At 64.8% G+C, this 23,030-nt stretch carries 28 protein-coding genes and 1 tRNA gene; 20 read left to right on the top strand and 9 right to left on the bottom strand.

Annotated elements, in window-relative coordinates; translation table 11 throughout:
• Positions 1–2: 2 nt before the first annotated feature.
• A complete protein-coding gene (locus AC22G6_RS19770; RefSeq protein WP_108975929.1) occupies positions 3–896 on the top strand; it encodes a DMT family transporter in 894 nt (297 codons plus the stop codon).
• A 30-nt stretch (positions 897–926) separates the two neighbouring features.
• Here AC22G6_RS19770 and AC22G6_RS19765 read toward each other — a convergent pair whose 3' ends face one another.
• Positions 927–1,817, bottom strand: a complete 891-nt coding sequence (locus AC22G6_RS19765) for a DMT family transporter (protein WP_487368185.1) — start codon at positions 1,815–1,817, stop codon at positions 927–929.
• A gap of 87 nt (positions 1,818–1,904) precedes the next feature.
• Between AC22G6_RS19765 and nadC the strand changes: the two genes are divergently transcribed.
• The 4 genes from nadC to hflX all read left to right on the top strand — a co-directional run bounded on the left by nadC (position 1,905) and on the right by hflX (position 5,180).
• A complete protein-coding gene (gene nadC / locus AC22G6_RS19760; RefSeq protein ID WP_108975933.1) occupies positions 1,905–2,750 on the top strand; it encodes a carboxylating nicotinate-nucleotide diphosphorylase in 846 nt (281 codons plus the stop codon).
• A gap of 146 nt (positions 2,751–2,896) precedes the next feature.
• Positions 2,897–3,526, top strand: coding sequence for a sigma-70 family RNA polymerase sigma factor (locus tag AC22G6_RS19755; protein WP_487368184.1), 630 nt, complete (start codon positions 2,897–2,899; stop codon positions 3,524–3,526).
• A complete protein-coding gene (locus AC22G6_RS19750; protein WP_487368183.1) occupies positions 3,520–3,738 on the top strand; it encodes a zf-HC2 domain-containing protein in 219 nt (72 codons plus the stop codon). Before AC22G6_RS19755 ends, AC22G6_RS19750 begins: the two co-directional genes overlap by 7 nt.
• A 107-nt stretch (positions 3,739–3,845) precedes the next feature.
• Positions 3,846–5,180, top strand: coding sequence for a GTPase HflX (hflX, locus tag AC22G6_RS19745; protein WP_487368182.1), 1,335 nt, complete (start codon positions 3,846–3,848; stop codon positions 5,178–5,180).
• A 43-nt stretch (positions 5,181–5,223) separates the two neighbouring features.
• On the opposite strand, the gene AC22G6_RS19740 is transcribed toward hflX, so the two are convergent.
• Positions 5,224–6,888 (bottom strand): alkaline phosphatase family protein, encoded by a 1,665-nt coding sequence (locus AC22G6_RS19740; protein WP_487368181.1) that lies wholly within the window; start codon positions 6,886–6,888, stop codon positions 5,224–5,226.
• Between the two features lie 80 nt (positions 6,889–6,968).
• Here AC22G6_RS19740 and AC22G6_RS19735 point away from each other — a divergent pair, with 80 nt between their 5' ends.
• Both AC22G6_RS19735 and AC22G6_RS19730 read left to right on the top strand, forming a co-directional pair.
• Positions 6,969–7,778, top strand: coding sequence for a creatininase family protein (locus tag AC22G6_RS19735; protein ID WP_487368180.1), 810 nt, complete (start codon positions 6,969–6,971; stop codon positions 7,776–7,778).
• 109 nt (positions 7,779–7,887) lie between these two features.
• A complete protein-coding gene (locus AC22G6_RS19730) occupies positions 7,888–8,736 on the top strand; it encodes a RibD family protein (protein ID WP_487368179.1) in 849 nt (282 codons plus the stop codon).
• A gap of 7 nt (positions 8,737–8,743) precedes the next feature.
• Here AC22G6_RS19730 and AC22G6_RS19725 read toward each other — a convergent pair whose 3' ends face one another.
• From AC22G6_RS19725 to AC22G6_RS19705, 5 genes are all read right to left on the bottom strand, one after another.
• Entirely contained in the window at positions 8,744–9,712 is a 969-nt protein-coding gene (locus tag AC22G6_RS19725; RefSeq protein WP_487368178.1) for a lysylphosphatidylglycerol synthase transmembrane domain-containing protein, read from the bottom strand.
• Entirely contained in the window at positions 9,709–10,689 is a 981-nt protein-coding gene (locus AC22G6_RS19720) for a methyltransferase domain-containing protein (RefSeq protein ID WP_487368177.1), read from the bottom strand. Before AC22G6_RS19720 ends, AC22G6_RS19725 begins: the two co-directional genes overlap by 4 nt.
• 17 nt (positions 10,690–10,706) lie before the next feature.
• On the bottom strand, positions 10,707–11,762 hold the full coding sequence (locus AC22G6_RS19715) for a glycosyltransferase family 4 protein (protein WP_487368176.1): 1,056 nt from the start codon (positions 11,760–11,762) through the stop codon (positions 10,707–10,709).
• Positions 11,759–12,157 (bottom strand): 6-pyruvoyl trahydropterin synthase family protein, encoded by a 399-nt coding sequence (locus AC22G6_RS19710; protein ID WP_487368175.1) that lies wholly within the window; start codon positions 12,155–12,157, stop codon positions 11,759–11,761. The genes AC22G6_RS19715 and AC22G6_RS19710 overlap by 4 nt, the downstream gene beginning before the upstream one ends.
• A gap of 67 nt (positions 12,158–12,224) precedes the next feature.
• Entirely contained in the window at positions 12,225–13,220 is a 996-nt protein-coding gene (locus tag AC22G6_RS19705; protein WP_487368174.1) for a zinc-dependent alcohol dehydrogenase, read from the bottom strand.
• Between the two features lie 205 nt (positions 13,221–13,425).
• On the opposite strand from AC22G6_RS19705, the gene AC22G6_RS19700 reads away from it, so the two are divergent.
• The 6 genes from AC22G6_RS19700 to AC22G6_RS19675 all read left to right on the top strand — a co-directional run bounded on the left by AC22G6_RS19700 (position 13,426) and on the right by AC22G6_RS19675 (position 17,084).
• Complete coding sequence (locus AC22G6_RS19700) at positions 13,426–14,172, top strand: CDP-alcohol phosphatidyltransferase family protein (protein ID WP_487368173.1); 747 nt, start codon at positions 13,426–13,428, stop codon at positions 14,170–14,172.
• 14 nt (positions 14,173–14,186) lie between these two features.
• Positions 14,187–14,786, top strand: a complete 600-nt coding sequence (locus AC22G6_RS19695; RefSeq protein ID WP_487368172.1) for a YceI family protein — start codon at positions 14,187–14,189, stop codon at positions 14,784–14,786.
• A gap of 63 nt (positions 14,787–14,849) precedes the next feature.
• A complete protein-coding gene (locus tag AC22G6_RS19690; protein WP_487368171.1) occupies positions 14,850–15,218 on the top strand; it encodes a YajD family HNH nuclease in 369 nt (122 codons plus the stop codon).
• A gap of 86 nt (positions 15,219–15,304) precedes the next feature.
• Positions 15,305–15,514, top strand: a complete 210-nt coding sequence (locus AC22G6_RS19685; protein WP_108975953.1) for a dodecin — start codon at positions 15,305–15,307, stop codon at positions 15,512–15,514.
• A 51-nt stretch (positions 15,515–15,565) separates the two neighbouring features.
• The gene (locus AC22G6_RS19680) at positions 15,566–16,018 is read left to right on the top strand and encodes a hypothetical protein (protein WP_487368170.1); all 453 of its coding nucleotides are present in this window, start codon (positions 15,566–15,568) and stop codon (positions 16,016–16,018) included.
• Positions 16,002–17,084, top strand: coding sequence for a hypothetical protein (locus tag AC22G6_RS19675; RefSeq protein ID WP_487368169.1), 1,083 nt, complete (start codon positions 16,002–16,004; stop codon positions 17,082–17,084). The genes AC22G6_RS19680 and AC22G6_RS19675 overlap by 17 nt, the downstream gene beginning before the upstream one ends.
• A 24-nt stretch (positions 17,085–17,108) precedes the next feature.
• On the opposite strand, the gene AC22G6_RS19670 is transcribed toward AC22G6_RS19675, so the two are convergent.
• The gene (locus AC22G6_RS19670) at positions 17,109–17,567 is read right to left on the bottom strand and encodes a DUF1499 domain-containing protein (RefSeq protein WP_487368168.1); all 459 of its coding nucleotides are present in this window, start codon (positions 17,565–17,567) and stop codon (positions 17,109–17,111) included.
• A 320-nt stretch (positions 17,568–17,887) separates the two neighbouring features.
• Between AC22G6_RS19670 and AC22G6_RS19665 the strand changes: the two genes are divergently transcribed.
• From AC22G6_RS19665 to AC22G6_RS19635, 7 genes are all read left to right on the top strand, one after another.
• Positions 17,888–18,496: a TetR/AcrR family transcriptional regulator gene (locus AC22G6_RS19665; RefSeq protein WP_487368167.1), complete on the top strand. Its 609-nt coding sequence runs from the start codon at positions 17,888–17,890 to the stop codon at positions 18,494–18,496.
• The gene (locus tag AC22G6_RS19660; protein WP_487368166.1) at positions 18,493–19,644 is read left to right on the top strand and encodes an efflux RND transporter periplasmic adaptor subunit; all 1,152 of its coding nucleotides are present in this window, start codon (positions 18,493–18,495) and stop codon (positions 19,642–19,644) included. The genes AC22G6_RS19665 and AC22G6_RS19660 overlap by 4 nt, the downstream gene beginning before the upstream one ends.
• Positions 19,641–20,846 (top strand): ABC transporter permease, encoded by a 1,206-nt coding sequence (locus tag AC22G6_RS19655; RefSeq protein ID WP_487368165.1) that lies wholly within the window; start codon positions 19,641–19,643, stop codon positions 20,844–20,846. The genes AC22G6_RS19660 and AC22G6_RS19655 overlap by 4 nt, the downstream gene beginning before the upstream one ends.
• A 1-nt stretch (position 20,847) precedes the next feature.
• A complete protein-coding gene (locus AC22G6_RS19650) occupies positions 20,848–21,558 on the top strand; it encodes an ABC transporter ATP-binding protein (protein ID WP_487368164.1) in 711 nt (236 codons plus the stop codon).
• Between the two features lie 107 nt (positions 21,559–21,665).
• Positions 21,666–21,857 carry a hypothetical protein gene (locus AC22G6_RS19645; protein ID WP_487368163.1) on the top strand — a complete coding sequence of 64 codons (192 nt, stop codon included), beginning with the start codon at positions 21,666–21,668 and terminating at the stop codon, positions 21,855–21,857.
• A gap of 53 nt (positions 21,858–21,910) precedes the next feature.
• Complete coding sequence (locus AC22G6_RS19640; protein WP_487368162.1) at positions 21,911–22,177, top strand: hypothetical protein; 267 nt, start codon at positions 21,911–21,913, stop codon at positions 22,175–22,177.
• Positions 22,178–22,310: 133 nt separating this feature from the next.
• The gene (locus AC22G6_RS19635) at positions 22,311–22,742 is read left to right on the top strand and encodes an HD domain-containing protein (RefSeq protein WP_487368161.1); all 432 of its coding nucleotides are present in this window, start codon (positions 22,311–22,313) and stop codon (positions 22,740–22,742) included.
• A gap of 175 nt (positions 22,743–22,917) precedes the next feature.
• Here AC22G6_RS19635 and AC22G6_RS19630 read toward each other — a convergent pair.
• Positions 22,918–22,993: transfer RNA gene (locus tag AC22G6_RS19630), tRNA-Ala, on the bottom strand.
• Positions 22,994–23,030: the final 37 nt, after the last annotated feature.

Genomic DNA, 23,030 nt, shown 5'->3' with positions numbered 1-23,030 from the left:
GGATGACGACTCCCACGCCCGCACTGGCCCGCAGTGTCCTGTTGCTGCTCGGCGCCCTGCTGCTCTTTGTGCTGCTCGACTCCACCGCCAAGCATCTCGCGCAGACCTATCCGGTGCCGATGCTGGTGTGGTCGCGCTACAGCGTGCATTTCCTGCTGATGGTGATCTTTCTCGCGCCGTCGATGCGACTGCGCCTGATCAGCACCACCCGCCCGACGCGACAGGTCGCCCGCGCACTTTGCCTGCTCGGCACCACCTTCTTCGGGATGGCCGCGCTGTCGCGCATGCCGCTGGCAGAGACCACCGCCATCGTCTTCGCCGCGCCGCTGATCGTCACCCTGCTCGCCCGCCCGCTGCTGGGTGAGCAGATCGGGGTCATGCGCTGGGTCGCGGTGATCGTCGGCTTCGTTGGTGTGCTGCTGATCGCGCGACCGGGAAGTGGCCTGGTCGCGGAAGGCATCGCACTCGCACTCGGTGGCGCGATGTCGTACGCCCTGTACCAGATCCTCACCCGGCAGCTCACACCGACCGAGAACCCGGTCACGATGCTGTTCTATACGGCGCTGATCGGCACCGTGGCAATGACGCTCGCCCTGCCCTGGATCTGGGGCGGGCCAATCCCGGGCCTGAAAGACGCTTTGCTGATCGCTTCGCTCGGCATCTATGGCGGCAGCGGACACTTCCTCCTCATCCGGGCGTTTCGCGATGCCCCTGCCTCGGTACTGTCGCCAATACTGTATGTACAGCTGATCTGGGCAATGCTGATCGGCTGGCTCTTCTTCGGCCACATCCCCGATGAAATCGCCTTGCTGGGCATTCTCACCATTGGCTCGGCAGGCGTGATGATCGCCATCGACAGCCGCCGCGGACGCGCATCCGGCCGCCTCAAGACCTGAACATCGGCGCGCCGCTGCGAGCCCTCCGATTCAGTTCATCCGCTGCCAGGGCATGCGCAGCCGGCTCAACACGCCGGTCGCAAGCCCGGTACCGAGCAGAATCACGGCACAACCGGTCAGCATTCGCAGTGAAATCGTCTCGTCGAGGAATGCGGCACCCCACAGCATGCCGAAGAGTGGAATGAGGAAGGTCACGCTCACGGTGCGGGTCGGGCCGAGGCGCTCCATCAGGCGAAAGAACAGCACGTAGGCCAGCCCGCTGCAGACCACGGCAAGCACCACCGCGGCGCTCCACACCGATGCCGATGGCGTCTCCTGCGGCCACGAGGCGATCGCCATTGGCAGCAGAATCAGGCTGGCATACAGCTGGCTCCCGGTTGCCGTCACCATCGGTGGCACACCGGAGAGATAGCGCTTGGTCATGTTTCCCGCGACCCCGTAGGACAGCGTCGCCCCGAGGCAGGCAAGCACCGCCCAGCCCGAGCCGCCGTCCTTGAACGAAACCTTGCCCCAGACCAGGATCACCACGCCCAGCACGCCGACCAGCATGCCAAGGAGCGCAGGCGCACTTAGCCTGTCCTTGAGCCAGACCCACGCCACCAGCGCGGTAAACATGGGCGTGGTCGCGTTCACGATGGATGCGAAACCGGCCGTCACCGACAGCGTTGCCCATGCGTACAAGACAAATGGCAAAGCCGACGCACACAGGCCAACCACCAGCAGCACAGCCCAGCGCGAGCGCAACTGGCGCAAACCGCCCTGCATGGCCAGCACCGGAATCAGCACCAGCGCGGCCAGCCCCACCCTCAGCTCGATGAGCGCGAAAGGCCCGAAGGCCGGCGCAGCAACCCGCATCAACAGGAATGAGCCGCCCCAGATTGCGGCAAGGAGAAAGAGTTCGACGAGGTCGCGTGGCTTCATGGAGCATCCAGAGCTTGAATGACGCAGCAGGTGCATCGGTGCGCAATGTTAGAATCTCGCCCCTGCCTACTCAATCCGGTTCTCATCATGCTCTCCGAACAGCTTCGCGTCGAAATCCAGCGCTGTGTTGCCGCCTCGCTGGCAGAAGACATCGGCACCGGCGACCTTACCGCCCGTCTTGTCCCCGCTCAGACCGAGGCTCGCGGCCGCGTGATCACCCGCGAGGACGCCGTGATCTGTGGCACGGCATGGTTCGATGCAGCCTTCGCCGCACTGAGCCCGGCGGCCACCGTCAAATGGCACGTCAAGGATGGCGACCGGGTGGAAGCCGGCCAGGAGCTGTGCGAAGTGGTGGCCCGCGCACGGGTGCTGCTGACCGCCGAACGCACCGCGCTGAACTTTCTGCAGCTGCTCTCGGGCACGGCAACAGTCACCCGCAGCTTTGTCGATGCCGTCGCCGGCACCAACGCCAGCATCGTCGATACCCGCAAGACCCTGCCCGGCCTGCGTCTGGCGCAGAAATACGCGGTCGCGGTCGGTGGCGGCGTCAATCACCGCATCGGCCTGTACGACGGCATCCTGATCAAGGAAAACCACATCATCGCCGCCGGCGGAATTCGCGAAGTCGTTGAACAGGCGCGCATCATCGCCCCGTCGAATGTATTCATCGAAGTGGAAGTCGAGAGCCTGGACGAACTGCGCGACGCGCTCGACGCCGGCGTCGGCATGATCCTGCTCGACAACATGAGCCTGGAGGACATGCGTGAAGCGGTGGCCATCAACGCTGGACGCGCCGAACTCGAAGCATCCGGCGGGGTGAACCTGCAGCGTGTGCGTGAAATCGCCGAGACCGGCGTAGACCGCATCTCGATCGGCAGCCTGACCAAGGACGTGCGCGCCCTCGACCTGTCGCTGCGTCATATCGAGGCCTGATCGCGGCCGGGTGTAAGAATCGGCGGCCAGGACCGACTCATGACCGGCGGCGCATGTGCGGGCCCCCCGTGCGCGATTGCCGCCGACAACACTGAAGCCTGCCGTGCTTCATGCATTGCCCGAACAACCGCCCCCGGAGACCACGCATGGTGCGTGCCCAAACGAACACCCACCCGACATCGCCGGCAGACGCGCTCGCCGACCCGGTCCTGCTGACCGAGCTTCGGCGCGACATGCTGCGTTTTGCGCAGGTGCAACTGCGTGACGCCGCACTGGCCGAAGACGCCGTGCAGGAAGCGATCGAGGCCGCCCTGATCAACGCGGCCCGCCACGAAGGCCGCGCCGCACTGAAGACATGGGTCTTCAGCATCCTGCGCAACAAGATCGTCGACATCCTGCGCCGTGGCGCGCGCACGGTGTCGATCTCATCGATCGGCAGCGACGACATCTCCGACGACGAAAAGCTCGACGGCCTGTTCCGCGACAACGGCCACTGGCAGAAACAGGCCCGCCCGGCGCAATGGAACACGCCCGACGAGGCGCTCGACAACAAGCAGTTCTGGGCGGTTTTCGAAGCCTGCCTCGACCGCCTGCCAGAGAACATCGCCCGCGTGTTCATGATGCGCGAGATGCTGGGTTTCGAAACCCCGGAGATCTGCGCCGAACTCGAGATCACCTCCAACAACTGCCATGTCATCCTGTATCGCGCCCGCGTCAGCTTGCGGGCCTGCCTCGAGGGTAACTGGTTCAACCCCGGAGACTGTCCCTCATGCTGACCTGCAAGGAAGCCACCCGGCTCAGTTCGGAAGCACTCGACCGCGGCCTCAGCCTGCGTGAGCGACTGTCGCTGCGCATGCACATCATGATGTGCAAGGGCTGCACCAATTTCGACGAACAGATGCGGCAGTTGCGCACCATGACCCGGCGCTACGCGAGTGGTGACACCGGCGCACAGGACGATACGACTCCTCCTGCCAGGACCGAGTGAACACGGCGACCGGCTCGCAGTCGCTGATTTGATACACCTGTTACGCACGACCATTTTGCATTGACGGGTACCATCCTGCTTTGCCCTCCAAAAGAAGTACCCCCCGAATGCAAACTGTTGTTAAAGAGAAGCTCAGGTGCGCCGTCGTGGCAGCGGTCCAGTTGCCGAACGTGAGCGATGCCGAGTTTGAGGCTTCGCTGGCCGAACTCCGCGAACTGGCAAAAACGCTGGGGTTCAAGGTGGTGCACAGCTTTGTGCAGAAGCGCACCGGCTTCGACACCACAGCCTATCTGGGCGCCGGAAAGCGTCAGGAAATCAGCGTGTTCGTGAGCAGCAGGCTGCCCGCTGACGACAGCGCCGATGCCGATGGTGACTTCATCGATGCCATCCTGGTCGACCATGAGATCTCGCCGTCGCAGGCTCGCAACCTCGAAAAGGAAGTGGGCTGCGAAGTGATGGACCGCACCATGGTCATCCTTGAGATTTTCCATCGCAATGCGCGCTCGCGCGCGGCCCGCGCGCAGGTCGAGATCGCGCGCCTTGGCTACATGGCGCCGCGTCTTCGCGAAGCGGCCAAGCTGGCCGGCCCGCAGGGGCGCCAGCGCAGCGGCTCGGGCGGTCGTGGCGCGGGCGAGTCGCACACCGAACTGGACCGACGCAAGATCCGTGACCGCATTGCCGAGTTGCAACTCGAGATCGTTGCCATGGAAGCCGAGCGCAAGACCCAGCGCGCGCGGCGCCAGGGTCGGCGGGGGCTCGCGGGCGTGGCGCTCGTCGGTTACACCAACGCCGGCAAATCCACGCTGATGCGCGCACTGACCGGCAGCGAGGTGCTGGTCGCGAACAAACTCTTTGCCACGCTGGACACCACGGTACGCACGCTCTACCCGGACAGCACGCCCCGCGTACTCGTCAGCGACACGGTGGGGTTCATCAAGAACCTGCCGCACGGGCTTGTCGCATCGTTCAAATCCACCCTCGATGAAGCGCTCGACGCCGCGCTGCTGCTGCACGTCATCGACGCCAGCGACCCCGGCTTCGAGCGCCAGCTCGAGGTCACCGACAAGGTACTGGCCGAGATCGGCGCAGAGGACGTGCCAAAGCTGCGCGTATTCAACAAGATCGACCACGTCGGCGACGAAGCCGCGCAGGCCGAATGCGAAGCGGCGTTGCGGGCAAAGTACCCGTCATGTGTGGTGATGAGCGCGCGCCGCCCGCACGAGGTCGCCAGCCTGCGCGCGCAGATCGTCGCCTTTTTTCAGCAGGGTCTGATCGAGGCAGAGCTGTTCCTGCCGTGGTCGGCGCAGCAGCTGCGCGGAAAGATCTACGCAAACTGCGAACTGCTGGGCGAACGCGCCGACGACAACGGCGCCTTCCTGCGCATCCGCGGCGAGCGCGATGCCGTGCAGCACCTGAGCGAACAGTTCGCACAGGCGCAGTAAGCGCGCTCACGCGGTGCCAGGCGCCGCCCCGACGAATGCGCTGTCAGCGCTGAATCGGGAACGGCGCGCCGCCGCTGTAGTCGCCACGGCCATCGCTGCTGTCATCAAATACGCTCAGCAGGATCCGGGTCAGATCGGGCATGCTGCCAAGCAAGGCCGCATCCTCGCCCAGCCCCGCGCGAAAGCCGGCGCGCTCGAAACGCGCCAGCAGCGCCGCATCGGCACTGAACACATGCACCGGCACCTCCCATGAGGCGCCCCGCCCGCTTACCGCGGCAATGGGCTGATGGTCACCGATCACGATGATCAGACTCCCGGAGGCCGCCCGCTCGCGCATGTAGCCCGACAGCCACTCGAAACTGTAGCGCATCGACTGCAGATAGGCGGGAAGCGGGTCCGACCACGACACCGGCTCGGCAAGCGCCTTGTCGAGCATCTCCGGCGAGTAGGCGGATACCCCCTGCACCGCATCCCAGTCGCCCAAATACGGCGGCACGGGCCGGAACGGCGCATGCGAACTGACGGTGGGAAACACCACGAAGCGCGGACTGCGCCCGCTCACCGGCTGCGCCAGCTCCTGCGCATGCAGGAGCGCGAGCGCGGCCTGGTCCGGAATCCGCCAGTAGCCAAAAGCCGGCCCCGGGTAGCCGATCGCATCCGCGTCGGCATAGCGCGAGAATCCGTAGTAAGCGCCTTCCGGCCACGGCCGCTGCAGGCCGGGCATCAGTGCCACGGTGCGATAACCGTGCCCGGCAAAGTGACTCACCAGGGTCGGGCGATCCGTCGTCAGCAGGACATCGTAGCTGCCCGGGTCGCGGGTATCGATGCCACTGAGCAGGGCCGAATGCGCCAGCCAGGAGGCGCCGCCGAACGTGGGAGAAAGCACACGGGCCGACACCACACCACGACCACTGTCGCTCAGCGCCTGCGCCAGCTGCTGCCGCGAGGGCTTGAGCGAGACCGCGATCTCGGCGTCGTCAAACGTCACGGCGCCATAGGCCTCGGAGAAGATGAGGATCACATCGACACCACCGAGCGCATTCAGATTGCCCGAGAACACCGGGCTGGGCCCGAGCAGCGCTGCGCTGCGCCCGGGCGCCAGCGCATCCCGCAACTGCGTGCCGGCTCGATAGACCGCCACGCTCACCGGTTCGGCAAACAGGCTGCGGGTGTCGCGCCCCACCCAGGGCTGAGCGAACCAGAACAGCACGGGTGCAATCAGGGCCAGCACCAGCCCACGCGAGGTCGCACAGCGGCGGAAACCCTCGGACAGCGCCACGATCTGCAGCCGCAACAGCACGAACAGCAGCGCGCCGCCCGCCAGCACGAGCAGGCCAGACCCCGTGAGCTGCCACACGGGCATGTCCATCGTCGCCATGCGCAGCACCTGCCAGCCGTGACGCCCGTCCCAGTACAGATTGACCGGACGACCGAGGAGCGCGGGCACGGTGACCTCGACGTAACGCAGCAGCACCAGCAACAGCACAAGCCCCGCCAGCATCGACAACACACGCAATGAAACCGCCCCGCGCCACCGCGTCCACAGCAACAGCAGCACGGCGCCGGCGAGCAGTTCGACCGAGAGCCGGGGCTCGAACACCACGCCAATTCCCGGCCAGTCGTTGCCGAAGGTCAGCACGGCGTTCAGGACCAGCAGCGGCAGGACCAGGCGCAGCAATGCGTTCGTACCCGACGCTTTCAAGTTCATCACGCGATTCATGCCCCCGGGACGGAATTCAGTGTTTCAATCATGATCAAAGACCTGCAATCGCCCCAATGGATCCCCTCATGCAGCCAGCGCCCCGTTATTTATGGCAAGACCTCACCCCCGACGAGATCCGTGCGCTTGCCGCGCGGGACGCCGTGGCGGTGCTGCCGCTGGCCGCCATCGAGCAGCACGGACCCCATCTGCCGCTATCAACCGATCTCGACATCGGCCTGGCGCTGGCCACTGCCGCCTTTGAGCGCCTGCCGCACGACCTGCCCGCCTGCCTGCTGCCAGCGATGAACGTCGGCCTCAGTCTGGAGCACCGCGACTACCCCGGCACCCTGAGCCTGTCGCCGGAGACTGCGCTCGCAAGCCTGACCGAACTCGGCGACAGCGTTGCCCGTGCCGGATTTCACCGGCTGGTGCTGTTCAACAGCCACGGCGGAAACAAGGCAGTCGTCGATCTCGCCGCGCTCAAACTGCGCGCAGCGCATCGCATGCTGGTCGTACGCGCCAATTACTTCCGCTTCGCCCCGCCGCCGCAGGCCCTGCCCGCCAGCGAGATGCGCCACGGTCTGCACGGGGGCGCCCTGGAAACCGCGATGATGCTGCATATCGCGCCGCACAAGGTGCGTCGGGACGCAATCGACCACTGGACATCCTGCGGCGAGCACATGGCCACATCCGGGCACACGCTCGGCCCCGAGGGCGAAGCCGGTTTCGCGTGGATGGCGGGCGACCTCAATCCGGCGGGGGTCGCCGGGAACGCGCGCCTCGCCACAGCGGAACTCGGTGAGCGTCTGGTGGGTCAGTTTGCTGACACGCTGGCGCAGGTGATCTGCGACGCACACCGCTTCAGGCTCGATCAGCTCGCAACAGACGCCGATTGACGGCGGCGGGCTGGCCTTCGTTCCTCGCAGGCGCGGGAGTCGGCTAGGTTTGTCAGTGCGTCGGCTCACCCTTCCGGCTTCGGCCCCACTACCCTGACGAGTTCCGCCCATGCCGCTTTCGCTCTGTGCCGATCAAGCCTGGCAACTGATTCTCCGCACCCGCCAGCACGACTGGCAGGGGCAGTCGCGCGCCGTGCTCGCCGGGGACGAATACGACCTTGAAGTCACGGACAACGGCGGCTGGCAGTGCAGCGCCGAGCCCAGTCCAGAGGCCCGGGAGATGCTCGACCTCTTTCTGCCGCTGGTTTCGGGGTCGGGCAGCCATGTCGTCGGTCAGCTCGGTCAGAGCCTGGATGGGCGCATCGCCACCGTCAGCGGCGCCTCGCAATACATCAACTGCAGCGCAGCCCTCACCCATCTTCATCGCTTGCGGGCCGTCGTGGATGCGGTGCTGGTCGGTGTCGGCACGGTCAATGCCGACAATCCGCAACTCACGGTGCGTCATGTTGATGGCCCGCATCCGGTCAGGGTCGTCATCGACCGTCGCAATCGCGCCAACGCCGATGCCCGCCTGTTTCATGACGCCACTGCCACCACGCTGCACCTGGTGGGCTCGCGCCACTGCAATGCCAGCCCCGGTTCGCACAGCACCCGCATCGCCATCGACCGCATCGGCGACGAAGCGGAGGGCGACATCGAGCCCGCAGCCATTCTTGCCATCCTAGCCCGCCACGGCTTGCGCCGCGTCCTCATCGAAGGCGGCGGCTACACCGTGTCGCGCTTTCTCCACGCTGGCGCGCTCGACCGTCTGCATCTGCTGGTCGCACCAATGCTGATCGGTTCCGGCCGCCCTGGCGTCAGCCTGCCAGCGATCGACACCCTGGACGACGCGCTGCGCCCGCGCTCGCGCAGCTTTGCCTGCGGCAGGGATACCCTGTTCGACCTCGCCTTGCGTTAAGCCCCGGCTATTGAGGCCCTTGGCTGGCAACACCCTCGCGCGGCCCGGCCCGAGGTCCGCCGAGCATCAGCAGTACGGCACCGGGCAGACTGGAGACGAATACCAGGGCCCCGTATGCGATCGAAATGGTCACGCCCTGCGCGGGCGCTAGGCCCACCAGCAGCCAGATGCCGGCCGCCGCGCCCTCGCGCACCCCCCAGCCGGCCACCGACAGTGGCAGTGCCATCGCCAGCAAGACCATCGGCACCAGCGGCAGCAAGCTTGTGGCCGGCAGGGGCACACCGATTGCTCGTGCGCTGCAGAAATAGACGGCGATATAGCTTGCCACCACCGCAAACGAGGCCAGCAACTGCTGCGGCAACACCGTTCGCGCCAGCATCGAGTGCCGCAGATCACGCCACAGGCGCGTCAACGCCCGCCGCGAAAACCACAAGACTGCGGCACAGAAGGCTGCGATCACACCCGCAAGCTGCAGTTTCGGCGCAGCCGGGAACGTGCTCACGCTGCGCAGCAGAACCGGCGACGACAGCAGCGCCGCGACCGCAACCACCATCAGCGCCACCTGCCCGGAGACCCGCTCGATCAGCACCGCATGCCAGGCCCCGCGCACATCCTCGGCCTCAGACGCATGACGCCAGGCGCGACTCAGGTCACCGCCGACGCCGCCGGGGAGCACCTGATTGAGAAAGGTGGCGAGGTAATACTCGCGAAACGCCCGCCCAAGGCTCAGATCGAGTCCCAGCCGGTGCGCGGTCAGGCGCCAGCGCCACGCTGAAACAAACACCTGCGGCACGCTGATTGCAAGCCCTGCCAGCACCCATCCCGGCGCCAGCGGGCCAACCGCGTCCAGCATTGCTGCGGGCTCGAGCCACCATAACAATGCACCGAGCGCAGCAATGCTGATGAGGGCCCGCAACAGGATGAACAGCCGTCGGCGCCGGCCTGTGGCCGCGAGGCTCGACCTGGCTGCGCTCATCGCTCGCGTGTCTGGGACGACGCATCAGGTCGCGCCTCGGCACCGGGCTGGGCGAACAGGTCCACATGTCCGACCTCGAGTACCCCGCACGCACCTTGCAGGCGTTCGACCCTGCGCCGATGCCAGCCCGTAATCCGTGGTGTTTCGGCCGGACACTGGGCCTGCGCAGCATCGCACCAACCCTGGACCAGTGCGAGCGCCAGCGCCAGTTCGTCCGGGTCGGCAAGTCGCAGCCGCCACGGGCTGGAGGCCAAGGCCACCTCGAACCCCTGCGCGCGCAAGGCCGTGGCAAACGCGTCCACTGCATCGGGGCCGAGCGCGCCGCCCACGCCCTTGTCCCGACGCTGGTGATCGTTGAACGCCGCACGCACGAAGGCATCGTCGACATCCACGGCTTCCTGCGCCGGCGCGCCATCCTCGCCGCTGAGGAGGCGCCAGCCACCATCGACGCTCAGCGTGATCAGGACCGCGCACCCTGCCTGCGCACACGCCAGCGCAAGCTGCTCGAGCCAGCCTGCATCGACCAGGTCGATCAGCGCCGATGCCGTGACCAGATCGGCGCCCGCCAGATGTGCAGGCTGCAAGGTGCGCAGATCGCAGCACTGCGTGCGCACTGCCAGCGCAGCCCCATCCGCATCGCGCAGTTGCGTCGTGCGCGCCGCCGCGGCCGTGAGCAAGGCTGCGTCGTGATCGAGCAGACGCCAGGATTGCGGCCCCGGCAGGCGCCCGGCGAGAAAAGCGGTGTTGGCACCGCTGCCGCAACCAAGGTCGAGCAGATGCAGGGCGGCACCGTGCGCACGACTTCGGGCGCGGTCGAGCAGCCACTGCCGTGCGCGCGTGCCCAGCCCGGCGTTGCGTGCCCGTGCATCGGGCAAGGCGCGCAGGGCCAGCCAGTCGGCGCTGAACACCGCGTCCGGATGCGGGCCGACCGGCACACTCGGTGCCCGATCGTCGGTGTCGGAGAGGGATGAATGCATCTCGGCCACCCTGACGCTCACACCGAATCCAGCACGCGCGCAAACTCCGCGGCGGCATCCGCCCAGTCCCTGAGTCCGTCCCGTGCCTTGCGTGCCCCGTCACGCAGACGCCTGCGCAGAGCAGGCTCCTCGATCATGCGCCGCAGCGCATCGGCCAGTGCATCGACATCATCGACCGCCACCAGCAAGCCCGCCTCCGGCGGCAGGGTCTCGGCCAGCGCACCGCCACGCGTGCACACCACCGGCAAGCCGCGCGCGAGCGCCTCGGTAATCACCATGCCATAGCCTTCGTAATGCGATGCGAGCACGAAGCAATCCGCCGCCGCATAAGCCCCTGCGAGCTCGACGTCGGCCATCTCGCCATACAAGCGCATCCGGTCAGCCAGACCGGCGTCTTGAATCTGGCGCGCAATCCGCTGCGCATGGAGCGGGTCGCGCAGCAGGCTGCCGACGCAGACGCACTCCCAGTCGAGGTTCTCGAGACGCTGCAAGGCCGCGACCAGCACGTCGTGCCCTTTGCGCGGCGTGATCGTCGCCACGCACAACATGCGCAAAGGATGATGTCCGCCCACGGCCACCGGCGCGGCCTGCACGCCCGGCACCACCACGCTGATGCGTGAAGACGCCACCCCGAAATCCTGCAAACGCCGCGCGGTGAACGCACTGGTGGTAACGACCGCTGCAACCGCCGCAAGAGCCTCGGCCTCGCTGCGCAGAAACAGCATCCGCTGCACCGAACCGATGTCGGATTCGTCGGCAAGCGGATGATGAACCAGCGCAATGATGCGCAGCCGCCCGGCGTGGGTCTGGATGACATCCGGCAAGCCGCCCATGGCCAGCCCGTCGATCACCACACGGGAGTCGTCCGGCAAATCGGTCAGCGCCCGGTCGAGCGCCTCCCAGGCCAGCTCGTCAGGCACCGGAAAACGCCCGGCCAGCCCCATGACCTCGACCTGCCAGCCACGCTCACGCAGGCCATCGACGATAAACGCGTCATAGCGATAGCCCCCGGTACGCTGACCCGGGTCGCCGGCGACGATGAAGCTGCAGCGTGGCGAAGCCTGATCGCTCACAAACGCCCCTCGTAGCTCGCCCAGGCAATGTGCGACTCGTGCAGCGTGACCTTGAGCCCGGTCAGCCCGCGGCCGCCCTCGCCCAGTTCGCCATCACGAATCGCCACCGCCATGCGCTCGAAGATCACCCGCGCCATGAACTCGGTCGTGGTGTTGCGCCCCTTGAACGCGGCCTCCTCGTCCAGGTTGCGGAAATTCAGCTCGGCCAGCTTGGCATGCAGCACGGTGCTGGCAAGACCGATGTCGACCACAAGGCCATCGGCGTCGAGTTCCTCGCGCTGAAAGCAGGCATCGATCACATAGGTCGCGCCGTGCATGCGTTGCGCCGGGCCGAAGATCTCACCCCGAAAACTGTGGGCAATCATGATGTGGTCACGAACATTCAGGCTGTACATGGAAGGGTCCTGTTGCAAGCATCAAGAAGAAAAGGAGTCGCGCACGGGCCATGGCCGGATCAAGCGCTCATCCGGCGGGCGACGGGTAGCGAATGCGATGGCACAAGGTGTTTGCATCGCGGTCGAGCACGCTTGCCATGACGGTCGGCAGATCGAAGAAGCTGCTCTCGCCGCTGATCAGTGCATCGAGCACCGGGTCGGTGAGCAAGGACAGCGCGAGTTCCAGCCGACGCCGGTAGTCCCAGCGCGGCAGCCTGCCGGGCGGAATGCTGCCTACCTGGCTCGAACGCAGCGTCAGCCGGCGCACGTGAAATGCCTCGCCCAGCGGCAGAGACACGGCCTGCCGCCCGAACCAGCTCATCTCCAGCACCATCGCCTCCTGCCCGGCAAGGCGGAGCGCATCGCGCAAGCCCGCAGCCTGCCCGCTGGCGTGAATCACCAGATCGCATTCCGGCGCCGCCGCTGACGGCGACCGGAACGTGAGCCCGAGCGCGGAGGCAAGCTGGGCGCGCGACGCGTCGATATCGATCAGTTCCACCCGGCAGCCGGGCAGCCGGCTGCACAGCCAGGCCACCAGACAGCCGACCACGCCGGCACCGATGACTGCGATCCGGTCGCCCACCGCAGGCGCCGCATCCCACAGTGCATTGACCGCCGTCTCCATGTTGGCGGCAAGCACTGCGCGCGCCGCCGGCAGGCCCTCGGGCAGCACGGTCACCGCAGACAGCGGCACCACGTAATCACACTGATGGGGGTAGAGGCAGAACACGGTCTTGCCGAGCAGGGCCCGGGCCGCCTCATCACTGCCGGCTGCCTCGACGACACCGACACTGGCGTAGCCATACTTGACCGGCGCAGGAAACTCGCCCTCCTGGAACGGCGCCCGCATGCGCGCGTACTCGCTCTCCGGCACCTCACCATCGAACACCAGACGCTCGGTGCCACGGCTGATGCCGCTGTAGAGGGCACGAACCCTCAGCGCCCCTGTTGCCGGCGGCTCCAGCTCGGTATCGCGAATCTCGCCACGACCCGGCGCAACAGTCCAGAAAGCATGGGTACGCATAAGGCCATGAACTCCATCTCGACAAAGAGGGACTAAACCGACACAGGGCCTAGAGTATGCCGAAGCGAATCAAGGTCGTGTGCGCGTCTGTACGCTGTCAGCATCCGAGTCGGCTTGCAGGTGCGAGGTTCCCGCCACGACGCGGTGCACGCAGCGCCGAAGCAACTGTCATCATGGCCCGGCATCACCCCGGAATGGAAACACAATGCAGAGTCGTCCCGCCCCGCCTTCACACGCACCGCTCGCCGCTTACGAACTCGCGGCCGGCCTGCTGCTGACCTGGGCCTGTGCCGCGGGCGCCGCAGCAGTGCTCGGCCTGCCTGCTGGCGTGCAGTTCGCAGCAGTACTGGTCTATCTCGGAATGGCCGGCCTCATCCTGCGCGCCTGGCCGCGCCTGCGGCAGTCGCTGGGTGCAGCGAACCGGGTCACACTGCTGCGCGCCTGTCTGGTTGCCATCATCGCCGGAGCGGCGTGGTTCCCCGACGCACTGGCGGCGAATGCGCTCCCGCTTGCGATCCTCAGCACCGCGGCGCTCGCGCTCGACGGGCTCGATGGCTGGGTTGCGCGGCGCAGCAACAGCACAAGTGCATTCGGCGCCCGCTTCGACATGGAGCTCGACGCCTTCTTCATCCTCGCGCTGTCTTTCTCAGTGTGGCAACTCGACAAGGCCGGTGCGTGGGTGCTGGCAATCGGCGCAATGCGCTATGTCTTCGTGCTCGCCATGCACCTCTTGCCCTGGCTCGGCGCGGCTTTGCCTGACAGCTTCCGGCGCAAGGTGGTGTGCGTGTGGCAGGTGGGCAGCCTGCTCGTGTGCCTGCTGCCTGCAGTCTCCGCGACCGCCGCCACTGCAATACTGCTCGTTTCACTGACTACACTGAGCATATCGTTTGCACTCGACATCGGCTGGCTTTTTCAGCACACCCGCAGGTCGGGTGCCAGTCCCCAGTCCTGAAAAGGAGTCCGGTCATGAATACCCTGCGTTTCTCCTCCAAGCTTATGTTCGCACTGCTGCTGTCCGCAGCCGGTATGCCCGCTGCACTGGCCGCACCGCAAACCTACGAGATCGACCCGGAGCATTTCTCTATCGGCTTCCAGGTGCAGCATGTCGGCTACGCCAGTGTGATCGGCCTCTTCCTCGAGGCCGGCGGGCAGTTCGTGTACGACGAGGACACCCGCCAGCTCAGTTCGGGCCGCGTCGTGGTTGCCGCCGACAGCGTCTTCACCAATCACAAGAAGCGCGACGGTCACCTGCGCGACCGCGATTTTCTGCAGGCCAAGCGCTATCCCGAGATCGTCTTCGAAGCCGGCAAATTCACGCCGGGCGAGAACAATACCGGCAAGCTCGAAGGCATGTTGACGCTGCGCGGCGAAACGCGGCCAGTGGTCCTCGACGTGACCCTGAACAAGGCTGCCAGCTATCCCTTCGGGCATCGCAAGCACACGCTCGGCATCTCGGCCCGGACCACACTGCTCAGAAGCGAATGGGGCATGACCTACGCGGTGAAGGACGACATAGTGTCGGACCAGGTCGAGATGCGCTTCGAGCTGGAGGCCGTACGCCAGTGAACCGGGCAGAAGCAGTCTGAACGGGCTTGCGCTACCATGCACGACGCCAACCGGACCAGAGCCATGAAGAAAATCGATCACAGCAAACTCGACCAGATCGTCGCTGATGCCCGCCGCAACGCCGATGCCCGCAGCGACGGCTACCGTGAGCGCGCCCTGAAAATCTACCCATGGATCTGCGGTCGGTGCGCACGCACCTTCACCCACGCCAACCTGCGCGAACTCACCGTCCATCACCGCGACCACAACCACGACAACAACCCGTCCGATGGCAGCAACTGGGAGCTGTTGTGCATCTACTGCCACGACAACGAACACCAGCGCCAGCTCGAAGCTCAGGCCGGTGGCAGCACCATGACCGACAACGGAACCGTGGCCACACATTCACCGTTTGCAGACCTGAAGGCCAGGATGACAGGCAAGAAGGGCTGACCCCGCCGCACCGGGGTCGCCCGACCGCCGTGGAAACGGTCCTCTATACTGCAGGAACAACACCAGACTCAGCGGAGGAGACCACCATGTCGGATCACGTATACAAAATTGTCGAGCTCGTCGGTTCATCGCCAGTCAGCAGCGACGAAGCCATCCGCAACGCCATCGCCAAGGCGGGCCAGAGCATTCGCCACATGGACTGGTTTGAGGCCACCGAGATTCGAGGCCATATTTCTGACGGGCAGATCGCCCACTTCCAGGTGAAGGTGAAAGTGGGCTTCCGCCTGGAGGATTGAGCGCCGCAGCGTTTGCCGAGCAGCAGTGATGTTTCGCGTATGGGGATGGCGATGAGCGAACTCAATCTCTCGATCTCTGTTGCAGGGCTGGCGCTCCCGCAGTGGGAGCAGGCCTTTCGCACCACCCTGCTGGCCGAGCCCGACGCCAAGGCGCTCGCCCTCGCCCCCGTCCGCAGCGCGGGCACGCTGGGCGCCCGCCGCAGCAGCGCGATCAAGGTGAGGGGCGCTGCTGGCAGCGACGGTGCCGATGGCACGATCAAGCTTGTTGGCATCGTGCTGTCGGCCCTTTCGCTGGCCGTCGCCAGCGCCCAGCTCGCGATTGCGACAGGCGACAGGCCCGCGGTGCAAAGCGCAATCACCTGCACCATCGAAGGTCCTGACGGCACCCGGGAATTGCGCATCGAGAATGCAGGCATCGTGCCCGAAAGCCTGCTGCGCGACTGCCTGAAATCGACCGGAACGCCAAGCCGTATCCAGGCCAGGGCAGATGCCACGCCCCGATGAGCGCAGTGAGGCGATCGCTCGCCTGCGGGGCTCCAGCCGCGAACTGATTTCGCGCCTGCCGGAAAGCGGGGAAGCACTGCTGGTGCTGACCTGCGGGGTCGTCGTCATCAATGAAAGCTACGCCTATGCGAAAACGGTCAGTGGATTCGAGGCAGAGGTCGATAACCGCTTCATCCGCTGTGTTTACGGTGTGTCGCACGAAGCCGTCCATATGGTGCAGTTGCTGTCGACCCGCTTCGTGCTCGACATCGCGATCGAGTATGCCAACCTGTGCGCCCGAACCCAGCAGCACCTGAAGGCCGGGACGCCCGAAAAGGACTGGCTGGCCGGTCTGCTCACGGACTACCGCGCAACCCGAAGCCGTTTTGCCGCGTCCGGACCTGGATTCTCGACGCTTCAGGTCCTCGAAACCCAGGCCGTGATCGAAGGCTTTCGTGGCGCCTTTTCCCGATACTCGGAGCTGGGCCTGGCAAAAACCGTACAGATCGCGCACGGAATTGAATCCGACTATGCAGAAGCCATCGGCCGCCTGCTGGCCGGCTTCGGCTTCAGCTTCACGTTCAACGTCGTTCCCAAGCTGTGCTGGCTCGCGCTGCACACGCCCGACCCGGGCAAGTCCTTTACCCAGGCCCTGCTCTCACTCGGCGACACCGACGTGAGCCCCCTGGAGAAGATGAGTGCGTGCGAGATCTGCGATGCCTTCGGGGCAGCCCCGGCCGGACTCGCACGTTCGATGCGGGTACGCATTCCCGCGGTGCGCGATCATGCCATTCATGCCCTGCTCGGCGATTACTTCGATGTGCTGGAGCAGGAAACCGACCCCGAAGCCTATCTGCAACGGGTCATGCACCCGGGCCGCAGTTCGGGGGGCGAACGGCGCGTCGCTCTGGCAGACCTCATGCCGCCACTGACCATCTTCAACGACGACGGCTTCCAGATGAACGGCCCGCTCAAGGACCAGGGATGGGATGCCGCAGACCCGCTGATCCGGATCTCCACCCTTACCACGCAGACACTGGAGTGGCTGGACGAACGCGCAGACGAAATCCCAAGCCACCCGACGTGATCCGGGCAGCCCGCTGGCAAGGGTTCAGCGCGGCGCCTCGGTCTGGCTGTCAAAACCGCTTCTGATGGCCTCGACCCGGCGCCGGTTCGCACCAAAATCGTAGTACCCGGTACGCGACGCCGACCGCAGCTGAATCTCGCCTGCCGGGCCGAAGCGGAAGACCACGTCATCGACGAATCCGAACACCGCCGAGCGAAATTCGGCGTGAATCTCATTGCCCGCGTCCTGTTTGACCTGCGCGCCGTCCATGCCACGAAGCACCGCAAGCAGGCGCTTGCGCGCATCGGCCGCGTCGCCCGCGTAACGCAGCGGCGCCACTCGGCGGCCTTCGTCTGCTGCCTGCGACGACACGCAGTTCGGTGATGGCGGACACGGCTCGAGACCAACGGCCGCAGGAGCATCGCTGGCGAGAACGACGCTGCCGGAACATCCGCTCACGAGCAGCGCAACTGCGATTCTTGCAGCCCGGCGCGATATCTTCATGTGCTCTCCAGATCTGAAATGCCCGAGAAAAAAGCGGAACAAGACCGCACTGTTTCAAGCCTTGCGGCACGCCCTGCATTCGGCGTCATTCTACGCGGCGCCGTCTTTCCCCGCCGCCGCGTCAACCGCGATGAGTTCATCCGATGCCGTCAGTCACGCTCCCGGAACGATGGCCTTCCCTGCAATTCGTGGCGTTGTTCGAACAGCCCCTTGCCGATACCGGATATTGACGGGCGTGCCGGCGGACGCATTCTTCCTTGCACAAATGGCCTTTCGCACTAAGATAGTAATTAATTACTTACTTTACACAAGAGGCTGTCGTGGATACTCCGCCGAAGCACCTCCCTGCCGACGAGCGTCGTGCCTTCACGGTCGAGTCCGTCGTCGCACTTGCCGGTTCGCAGAACCCGAGCGAAATCACCACTGCTGCGATCGCCAAACACATGAACCTGACGCAGGGCGCGCTGTTCAGGCACTTCCCGAACAAGGAGGCCATCTGGCAGGCGGTCATGGAGTGGGTCGCAGAGCGCCTGCTGGCCCGAATCGACCGGGCTGCGCAGGGAATCGAATCCCCCCTGGCAGCCATGGAAGCAATGTTCATGTCGCATGTCGATTTCGTGATCGAGCACCCTGGCGTACCCAGAATGATGTTTGGCGAACTTCAGCGCGCCGAATCGACACCCGCCAAGCGCATGGTGCAGACCCTGATCGAGCGCTATGGCGAACGCCTGCATCGTCTCATCGACACCGGCAAGGCCCGCGGCGAGATTCCCGCCTCGCTTGATAACGCTGCGGCGGCGACGCTGTTCATCGGCACGGTTCAGGGGCTCGTCATGCAGTCAATGCTGGCAGGCGATGTGGGACGCATGCGCCGCGATGCACCGCTGGTCTTCGCGATCTACTGCCGCGGCATCAGGAGTGCGCAATGAAAACATTTCCCTTGCAAGGCCGCACCCTCGCGCTGCTTGCCGTCATCCTTCCGCTGCTGGCGCTGTTCATCTATGTCGGCCTGCGTTCGGGCCCACTCGCACCGGTCGCAGTAACGCTTGCAAGCGTGGAGCCGCGGGCGGTCACCCCTGCGCTTTTCGGTATCGGCACGGTTGAGACCCGCTACACGTACAAAATCGGACCGACGTTTGCAGGACGCATCAAGCACCTCGACGTGCATGTGGGTGATCAGGTCAAGGCCGGGCAGCTGCTCGGCGAAATGGATCCGGTCGATCTCGACGACCGGGTTCGCTCTCAGGAGTCGGCGCTGAAAAGTGCGCAGGCGGTCGTGCGCGAGGCACAAGCACGGCAGGCATACGCGGAAACCCAGGCTCGCCGCTATGAGCGATTGCGCACCTTGCGCTCTGCCAGCGAGGAACTCGCAAGCACCAAGCGACAGGAACTGCAGATCGCCGAGGCTGCACTCTCCGCTGCCCGGGAAGAGCTCGGCCGTGCCCGCGCCAACCGCGAAGGACTCGTCGCACAAAGGAGCAATCTGCGCCTGATCGCGCCCGTCGATGGCATCGTCGCCACGCGCGACGCCGACCCCGGGACAACCATCGTTGCCGGGCAGTCCGTTGTAGAGGTGATCGACCCCACGAGCTTCTGGGTCAGCGTACGTTTCGACCAGGTGAGTGCATCCGGACTCGCTGGAGGACTGCCCGCCCATATCGTCCTGCGTTCGCGCAGCGGCACGATGCTGGAAGGGCGTGTGCTGCGGGTGGAACCCAGGGCTGACGCCGTGACCGAGGAGATACTCGCGAAAGTGATTTTCAACAGCATCCCCCAGCCACTGCCGCCCCTGGGTGAGCTGGCCGAAGTCACCGTCGAGTTGCCGACGCTCGCTGCGGCCCCGGTGGTCTCGAACGCGGCGATTCACCGTAACGGCGACAGCGTGGGGGTGTGGACAATCGCGGATGGCGATCTGCATTTCACCCCCGTGAAACTCGGTGCCGCAGACCTTGATGGCGATGTGCAGGTACGTGAAGGGCTCAAGGATGGGGACCAGGTTGTGACCTATAGCGAAAAGGCGCTGACGGAGAACAGCCGCTTCCATGTCGTCGACCGCATCCAGGGAGTCCCGAAATGATCAGCCTTGCCGGCCGCGACATTCTCCACGCCTGGGGAAAGTTCGTTTTCACCGGCATCGGCCTGGGTCTGCTGATCGGCGTGACCCTCGTCATGGCCGGGGTGTACCGGGGCATGGTCGATGACGGCAGAGCCCTGCTCGACAACAGCGGCGCAGACCTCTGGGTGGTGCAGAAGGACACGCTCGGCCCTTACGCAGAGTCGTCCAGCCTCAACGACGACGTGTATCGCACCCTCCTTGCCATGCCAGGGGTGGCCCGCGCTGCGAACGTCACCTACCTGACCATGCAGGCACGAAAGGGTGGGCGCGATGTCCGTACCATGGTGGTCGGCATTGCACCCGGTGCAGTGGGGGGCACGCCGGGCTGGCCGCCCTATCTCGTCGCCGGGCGCCAGATCACGCGGGGTCACTACGAAGCAGTAGCCGATATCGCCACCGGCTTCCAGCTCGACGACGTACTGAAAATCCGCCGCAACCAGTACACGGTCGTGGGGCTGACACGGCGGATGGTGTCTTCCGCCGGCGACCCCATGGTATTCATTCCGCTCAAGGATGCGCAGGAAGCCCAGTTCCTCAAGGACAACGACGCCATCTGGCAGAGCCGGCGTCGCACCGAAGCCAACCCGGCCTTCAACCAGCCCGGCGTTCCGGGTTTGCTGGATGCGGTCATCGCGTCGCAGAGCACCAACGCATTCGTCAACGCGGTGCTCGTCACGCTGAAGCCAGGCCATGCGCCAGACGAGGTCGCCGAATCCATCCGGCGCTGGAAGCGTCTGACGGTCTATACCCGGGCGCAGATGGAAGGCATCCTCGTCGGCAAGCTGATCGCAACCTCGGCCAAGCAGATCGGCATGTTCCTGGTGATTCTGGCCATTGTCAGCGCTGCGATCGTGGCCTTCATCATCTACTCGCTGACGATGGACAAGATCCGCGAGATCGCGGTGTTGAAGCTCATCGGTACACGCAACAGAACGATCGCCGCAATGATCATGCAGCAGGCGCTCGCCTTGGGCGTGATTGGCTTCGTGGTCGGCAAGATCGCAGCCACGTTCTCTGCACCCCTGTTCCCCAAATACGTTCTGCTGATGCCGCTCGACTCCATCGCAGGCTTCTTCGCCGTACTCGCAATCTGCGTACTGGCCAGCATCGTCGCCATTCGCACGGCGCTGAAGGTCGATCCGGCCGAGGCCATTGGAGGATGAGATGAGCGGCAAAGGTATCCGCATCGAAGGCTTGAGAAAACGATATGGCCAAGGCGACACCGCAGTCGACGCCCTCAAGGGTGTGGACATGCAGGTGGCACCGGGTGAGGTGGTGGGGCTGATCGGCCCCTCGGGCTCCGGCAAGAGCACCCTGCTCAAGTGCCTCGGTGCGGTGATCGACCCGACTGCAGGTCGCATGACGCTGGGTGATGAAGTGATCTACGACGAACGCTGGAAAGTCCGCGATCTGCGTGCCTTGCGTCGCGACAGGATCGGTTTCGTATTCCAGGCGCCCTACCTGATTCCGTTTCTCGACGTCACGGACAACGTCGCACTGCTGCCGATGCTCGCCGGCGTCAATAACGGCGCGTCGCGGGAGAAAGCCCTTGAACTGCTGACGGCGCTCGATGTGCAACACCGGGCGCACGCCATGCCCTCGCAACTCTCCGGAGGCGAGCAACAGCGGGTTGCGATCGCGCGCGGCCTGGTCAACCGCCCCCCGGTGATCCTCGCCGATGAACCCACCGCCCCGCTGGACTCCGAGCGCGCGATGGCAGTAATCCGCATCCTCAACGACATGGCCCGGAAGTTCGAGACAGCCATCATCGTCGTCACCCATGACGAAAAGATCATCCCCACGTTCAAGCGCATCTACCACATCCGCGACGGCGTCACCCACGAGGAAGCCGGTGAAGGGCGGGGATTTGAATGAGCGACGGACTGCGTTCCGTCAGACACTCGTAACGGCTTCCCGCGACGCCCGTCGAACCACCCTGAAATCATACATTTTTGGCATACCTTCGTTGTTCGCAAGGGGAAATGATGTGCAAGGGGGTCGATTTCCATGTTGATGGCTGGCATTACATCTGGGTTGCGCCCGACGGCTACCCGGTGGCCTGCTGCCTTCAGGAGAGCAACTACAGAACCCACATGGTCCCCATGGAGGATTCGATCTACTTCTACCGGGATACCACCCGCCCTACCCTGACACCAACCAGTGAGCCTCGTTAATGGCCATGTATTCGCCATTCATCAGGATCTGACGACACCGCCCCGGAAACCACATGAACGCCAGACTCATCAGCGAAATTCTGTACCGGCACGATCCCGCGCATACCGGATGCAATGTTTGCGAGGACATGGAGGACGAATACAACAGGATCGCAGATGCAATAGCAGACATTCCTGCGGCAAGCCTCAGCTTTGAGGCATTTCGGGCGGTCATGATTGACTCATTCTTCGATGACGCCTTTGCCGACGGTGATCTTGAACGCCGCTATCGGGAAATGATCATGGAGTCTGCCGATTCGCACCGACCAATGGGAACATAGCCAAACCATGCGCCACAGGACCTGCGTGATTGAACGTCATGAAATCACGATCCTGCACAAGTCGTGCCGACACATGTCCGCCAATACGCCTATTCATATTCAATAAACTCGATAACAAGGCACCCGTAAAATAATGGCAACACTTGAACGCGCAATCACCCTTGCTGCTGAAGCTCACGCTGGACAGGTCGATAAGGCAGGACAGCCTTACATCCTCCACCCCTTGCGGGTCATGCTCAGGGTCCGCACCGACGAAGAGCGGATCGCTGCAATGCTTCATGACGTTGTCGAAGACACGCACGTCACCCTTGGAGCACTCGCGCAGGAAGGCTTTTCACAAGCCATTCTGACCGCCGTTGCGGCACTGACCAAGCTACCCGGAGAAACTCGTCTGGAGGCGGCGTCGAGGGTCGCGGTTGATTCTGTCGCTCGCACAGTCAAGCTCGCCGACAACGCAGAGAACATGGATCTGAGCCGGATCGAGAACCCGACTGAAAAGGACTTTGCAAGACTGAAGGAGTATGAAAGCGTCCGCGCCCTGCTGCTCAGCGCGACTGCGGACTAAGGCCCGATCCTGCTGAAAGACTGCTGCATACCGAAGTATCACGGGAGCACAGCGACAGCGCGAGCAGAACGCAGCAATACCTAGCGACAGTCAGGCTGCCGTGAACGAAAAAAGCCGGGAAGCACTGCTTTCAGTAGCTTTCCCGGCTTTCTCCGGATCATTCCGGACTTGTTCGTGGTGGACCGAATGAGGATCGAACTCACGACCTCCGCATTGCGAACGCGGCGCTCTCCCAGCTGAGCTATCGGCCCATCGAGCGAATATTATATGAACTCACCCGCTTGAATG

Source organism: Parazoarcus sp. PS-13 R2A, from assembly GCF_057621855.1.
Note: the sequence above shows the minus strand (reverse complement) of the source record. Positions and strands in the feature narration are given on the sequence as shown.

Bases quoted from the DNA above. Each gene is read 5' to 3' on its own strand.
- AC22G6_RS19650 (WP_487368164.1), top strand. From the start codon at position 20,848: ATGAGCGGCAAAGGTATCCGCATCGAAGGCTTGAGAAAACGATATGGC.
- AC22G6_RS19770 (WP_108975929.1), top strand. From the start codon at position 3: ATGACGACTCCCACGCCCGCACTGGCCCGCAGTGTCCTGTTGCTGCTC.
- AC22G6_RS19730 (WP_487368179.1), top strand. From the start codon at position 7,888: ATGCCGCTTTCGCTCTGTGCCGATCAAGCCTGGCAACTGATTCTCCGC.
- AC22G6_RS19635 (WP_487368161.1), top strand. From the start codon at position 22,311: ATGGCAACACTTGAACGCGCAATCACCCTTGCTGCTGAAGCTCACGCT.
- AC22G6_RS19700 (WP_487368173.1), top strand. From the start codon at position 13,426: ATGCAGAGTCGTCCCGCCCCGCCTTCACACGCACCGCTCGCCGCTTAC.
- AC22G6_RS19680 (WP_487368170.1), top strand. From the start codon at position 15,566: ATGAGCGAACTCAATCTCTCGATCTCTGTTGCAGGGCTGGCGCTCCCG.
- AC22G6_RS19640 (WP_487368162.1), top strand. From the start codon at position 21,911: ATGAACGCCAGACTCATCAGCGAAATTCTGTACCGGCACGATCCCGCG.
- AC22G6_RS19660 (WP_487368166.1), top strand. From the start codon at position 18,493: ATGAAAACATTTCCCTTGCAAGGCCGCACCCTCGCGCTGCTTGCCGTC.
- hflX (WP_487368182.1), top strand. From the start codon at position 3,846: ATGCAAACTGTTGTTAAAGAGAAGCTCAGGTGCGCCGTCGTGGCAGCG.
- AC22G6_RS19670 (WP_487368168.1), bottom strand. From the start codon at position 17,567: ATGAAGATATCGCGCCGGGCTGCAAGAATCGCAGTTGCGCTGCTCGTG.
- AC22G6_RS19740 (WP_487368181.1), bottom strand. From the start codon at position 6,888: ATGAACTTGAAAGCGTCGGGTACGAACGCATTGCTGCGCCTGGTCCTG.
- AC22G6_RS19655 (WP_487368165.1), top strand. From the start codon at position 19,641: ATGATCAGCCTTGCCGGCCGCGACATTCTCCACGCCTGGGGAAAGTTC.
- AC22G6_RS19720 (WP_487368177.1), bottom strand. From the start codon at position 10,689: ATGCATTCATCCCTCTCCGACACCGACGATCGGGCACCGAGTGTGCCG.
- AC22G6_RS19705 (WP_487368174.1), bottom strand. From the start codon at position 13,220: ATGCGTACCCATGCTTTCTGGACTGTTGCGCCGGGTCGTGGCGAGATT.
- nadC (WP_108975933.1), top strand. From the start codon at position 1,905: ATGCTCTCCGAACAGCTTCGCGTCGAAATCCAGCGCTGTGTTGCCGCC.
- AC22G6_RS19710 (WP_487368175.1), bottom strand. From the start codon at position 12,157: ATGTACAGCCTGAATGTTCGTGACCACATCATGATTGCCCACAGTTTT.
- AC22G6_RS19725 (WP_487368178.1), bottom strand. From the start codon at position 9,712: ATGAGCGCAGCCAGGTCGAGCCTCGCGGCCACAGGCCGGCGCCGACGG.
- AC22G6_RS19675 (WP_487368169.1), top strand. From the start codon at position 16,002: ATGCCACGCCCCGATGAGCGCAGTGAGGCGATCGCTCGCCTGCGGGGC.
- AC22G6_RS19750 (WP_487368183.1), top strand. From the start codon at position 3,520: ATGCTGACCTGCAAGGAAGCCACCCGGCTCAGTTCGGAAGCACTCGAC.
- AC22G6_RS19735 (WP_487368180.1), top strand. From the start codon at position 6,969: ATGCAGCCAGCGCCCCGTTATTTATGGCAAGACCTCACCCCCGACGAG.
- AC22G6_RS19645 (WP_487368163.1), top strand. From the start codon at position 21,666: ATGATGTGCAAGGGGGTCGATTTCCATGTTGATGGCTGGCATTACATC.
- AC22G6_RS19755 (WP_487368184.1), top strand. From the start codon at position 2,897: ATGGTGCGTGCCCAAACGAACACCCACCCGACATCGCCGGCAGACGCG.
- AC22G6_RS19685 (WP_108975953.1), top strand. From the start codon at position 15,305: ATGTCGGATCACGTATACAAAATTGTCGAGCTCGTCGGTTCATCGCCA.
- AC22G6_RS19690 (WP_487368171.1), top strand. From the start codon at position 14,850: ATGAAGAAAATCGATCACAGCAAACTCGACCAGATCGTCGCTGATGCC.
- AC22G6_RS19765 (WP_487368185.1), bottom strand. From the start codon at position 1,817: ATGAAGCCACGCGACCTCGTCGAACTCTTTCTCCTTGCCGCAATCTGG.
- AC22G6_RS19695 (WP_487368172.1), top strand. From the start codon at position 14,187: ATGAATACCCTGCGTTTCTCCTCCAAGCTTATGTTCGCACTGCTGCTG.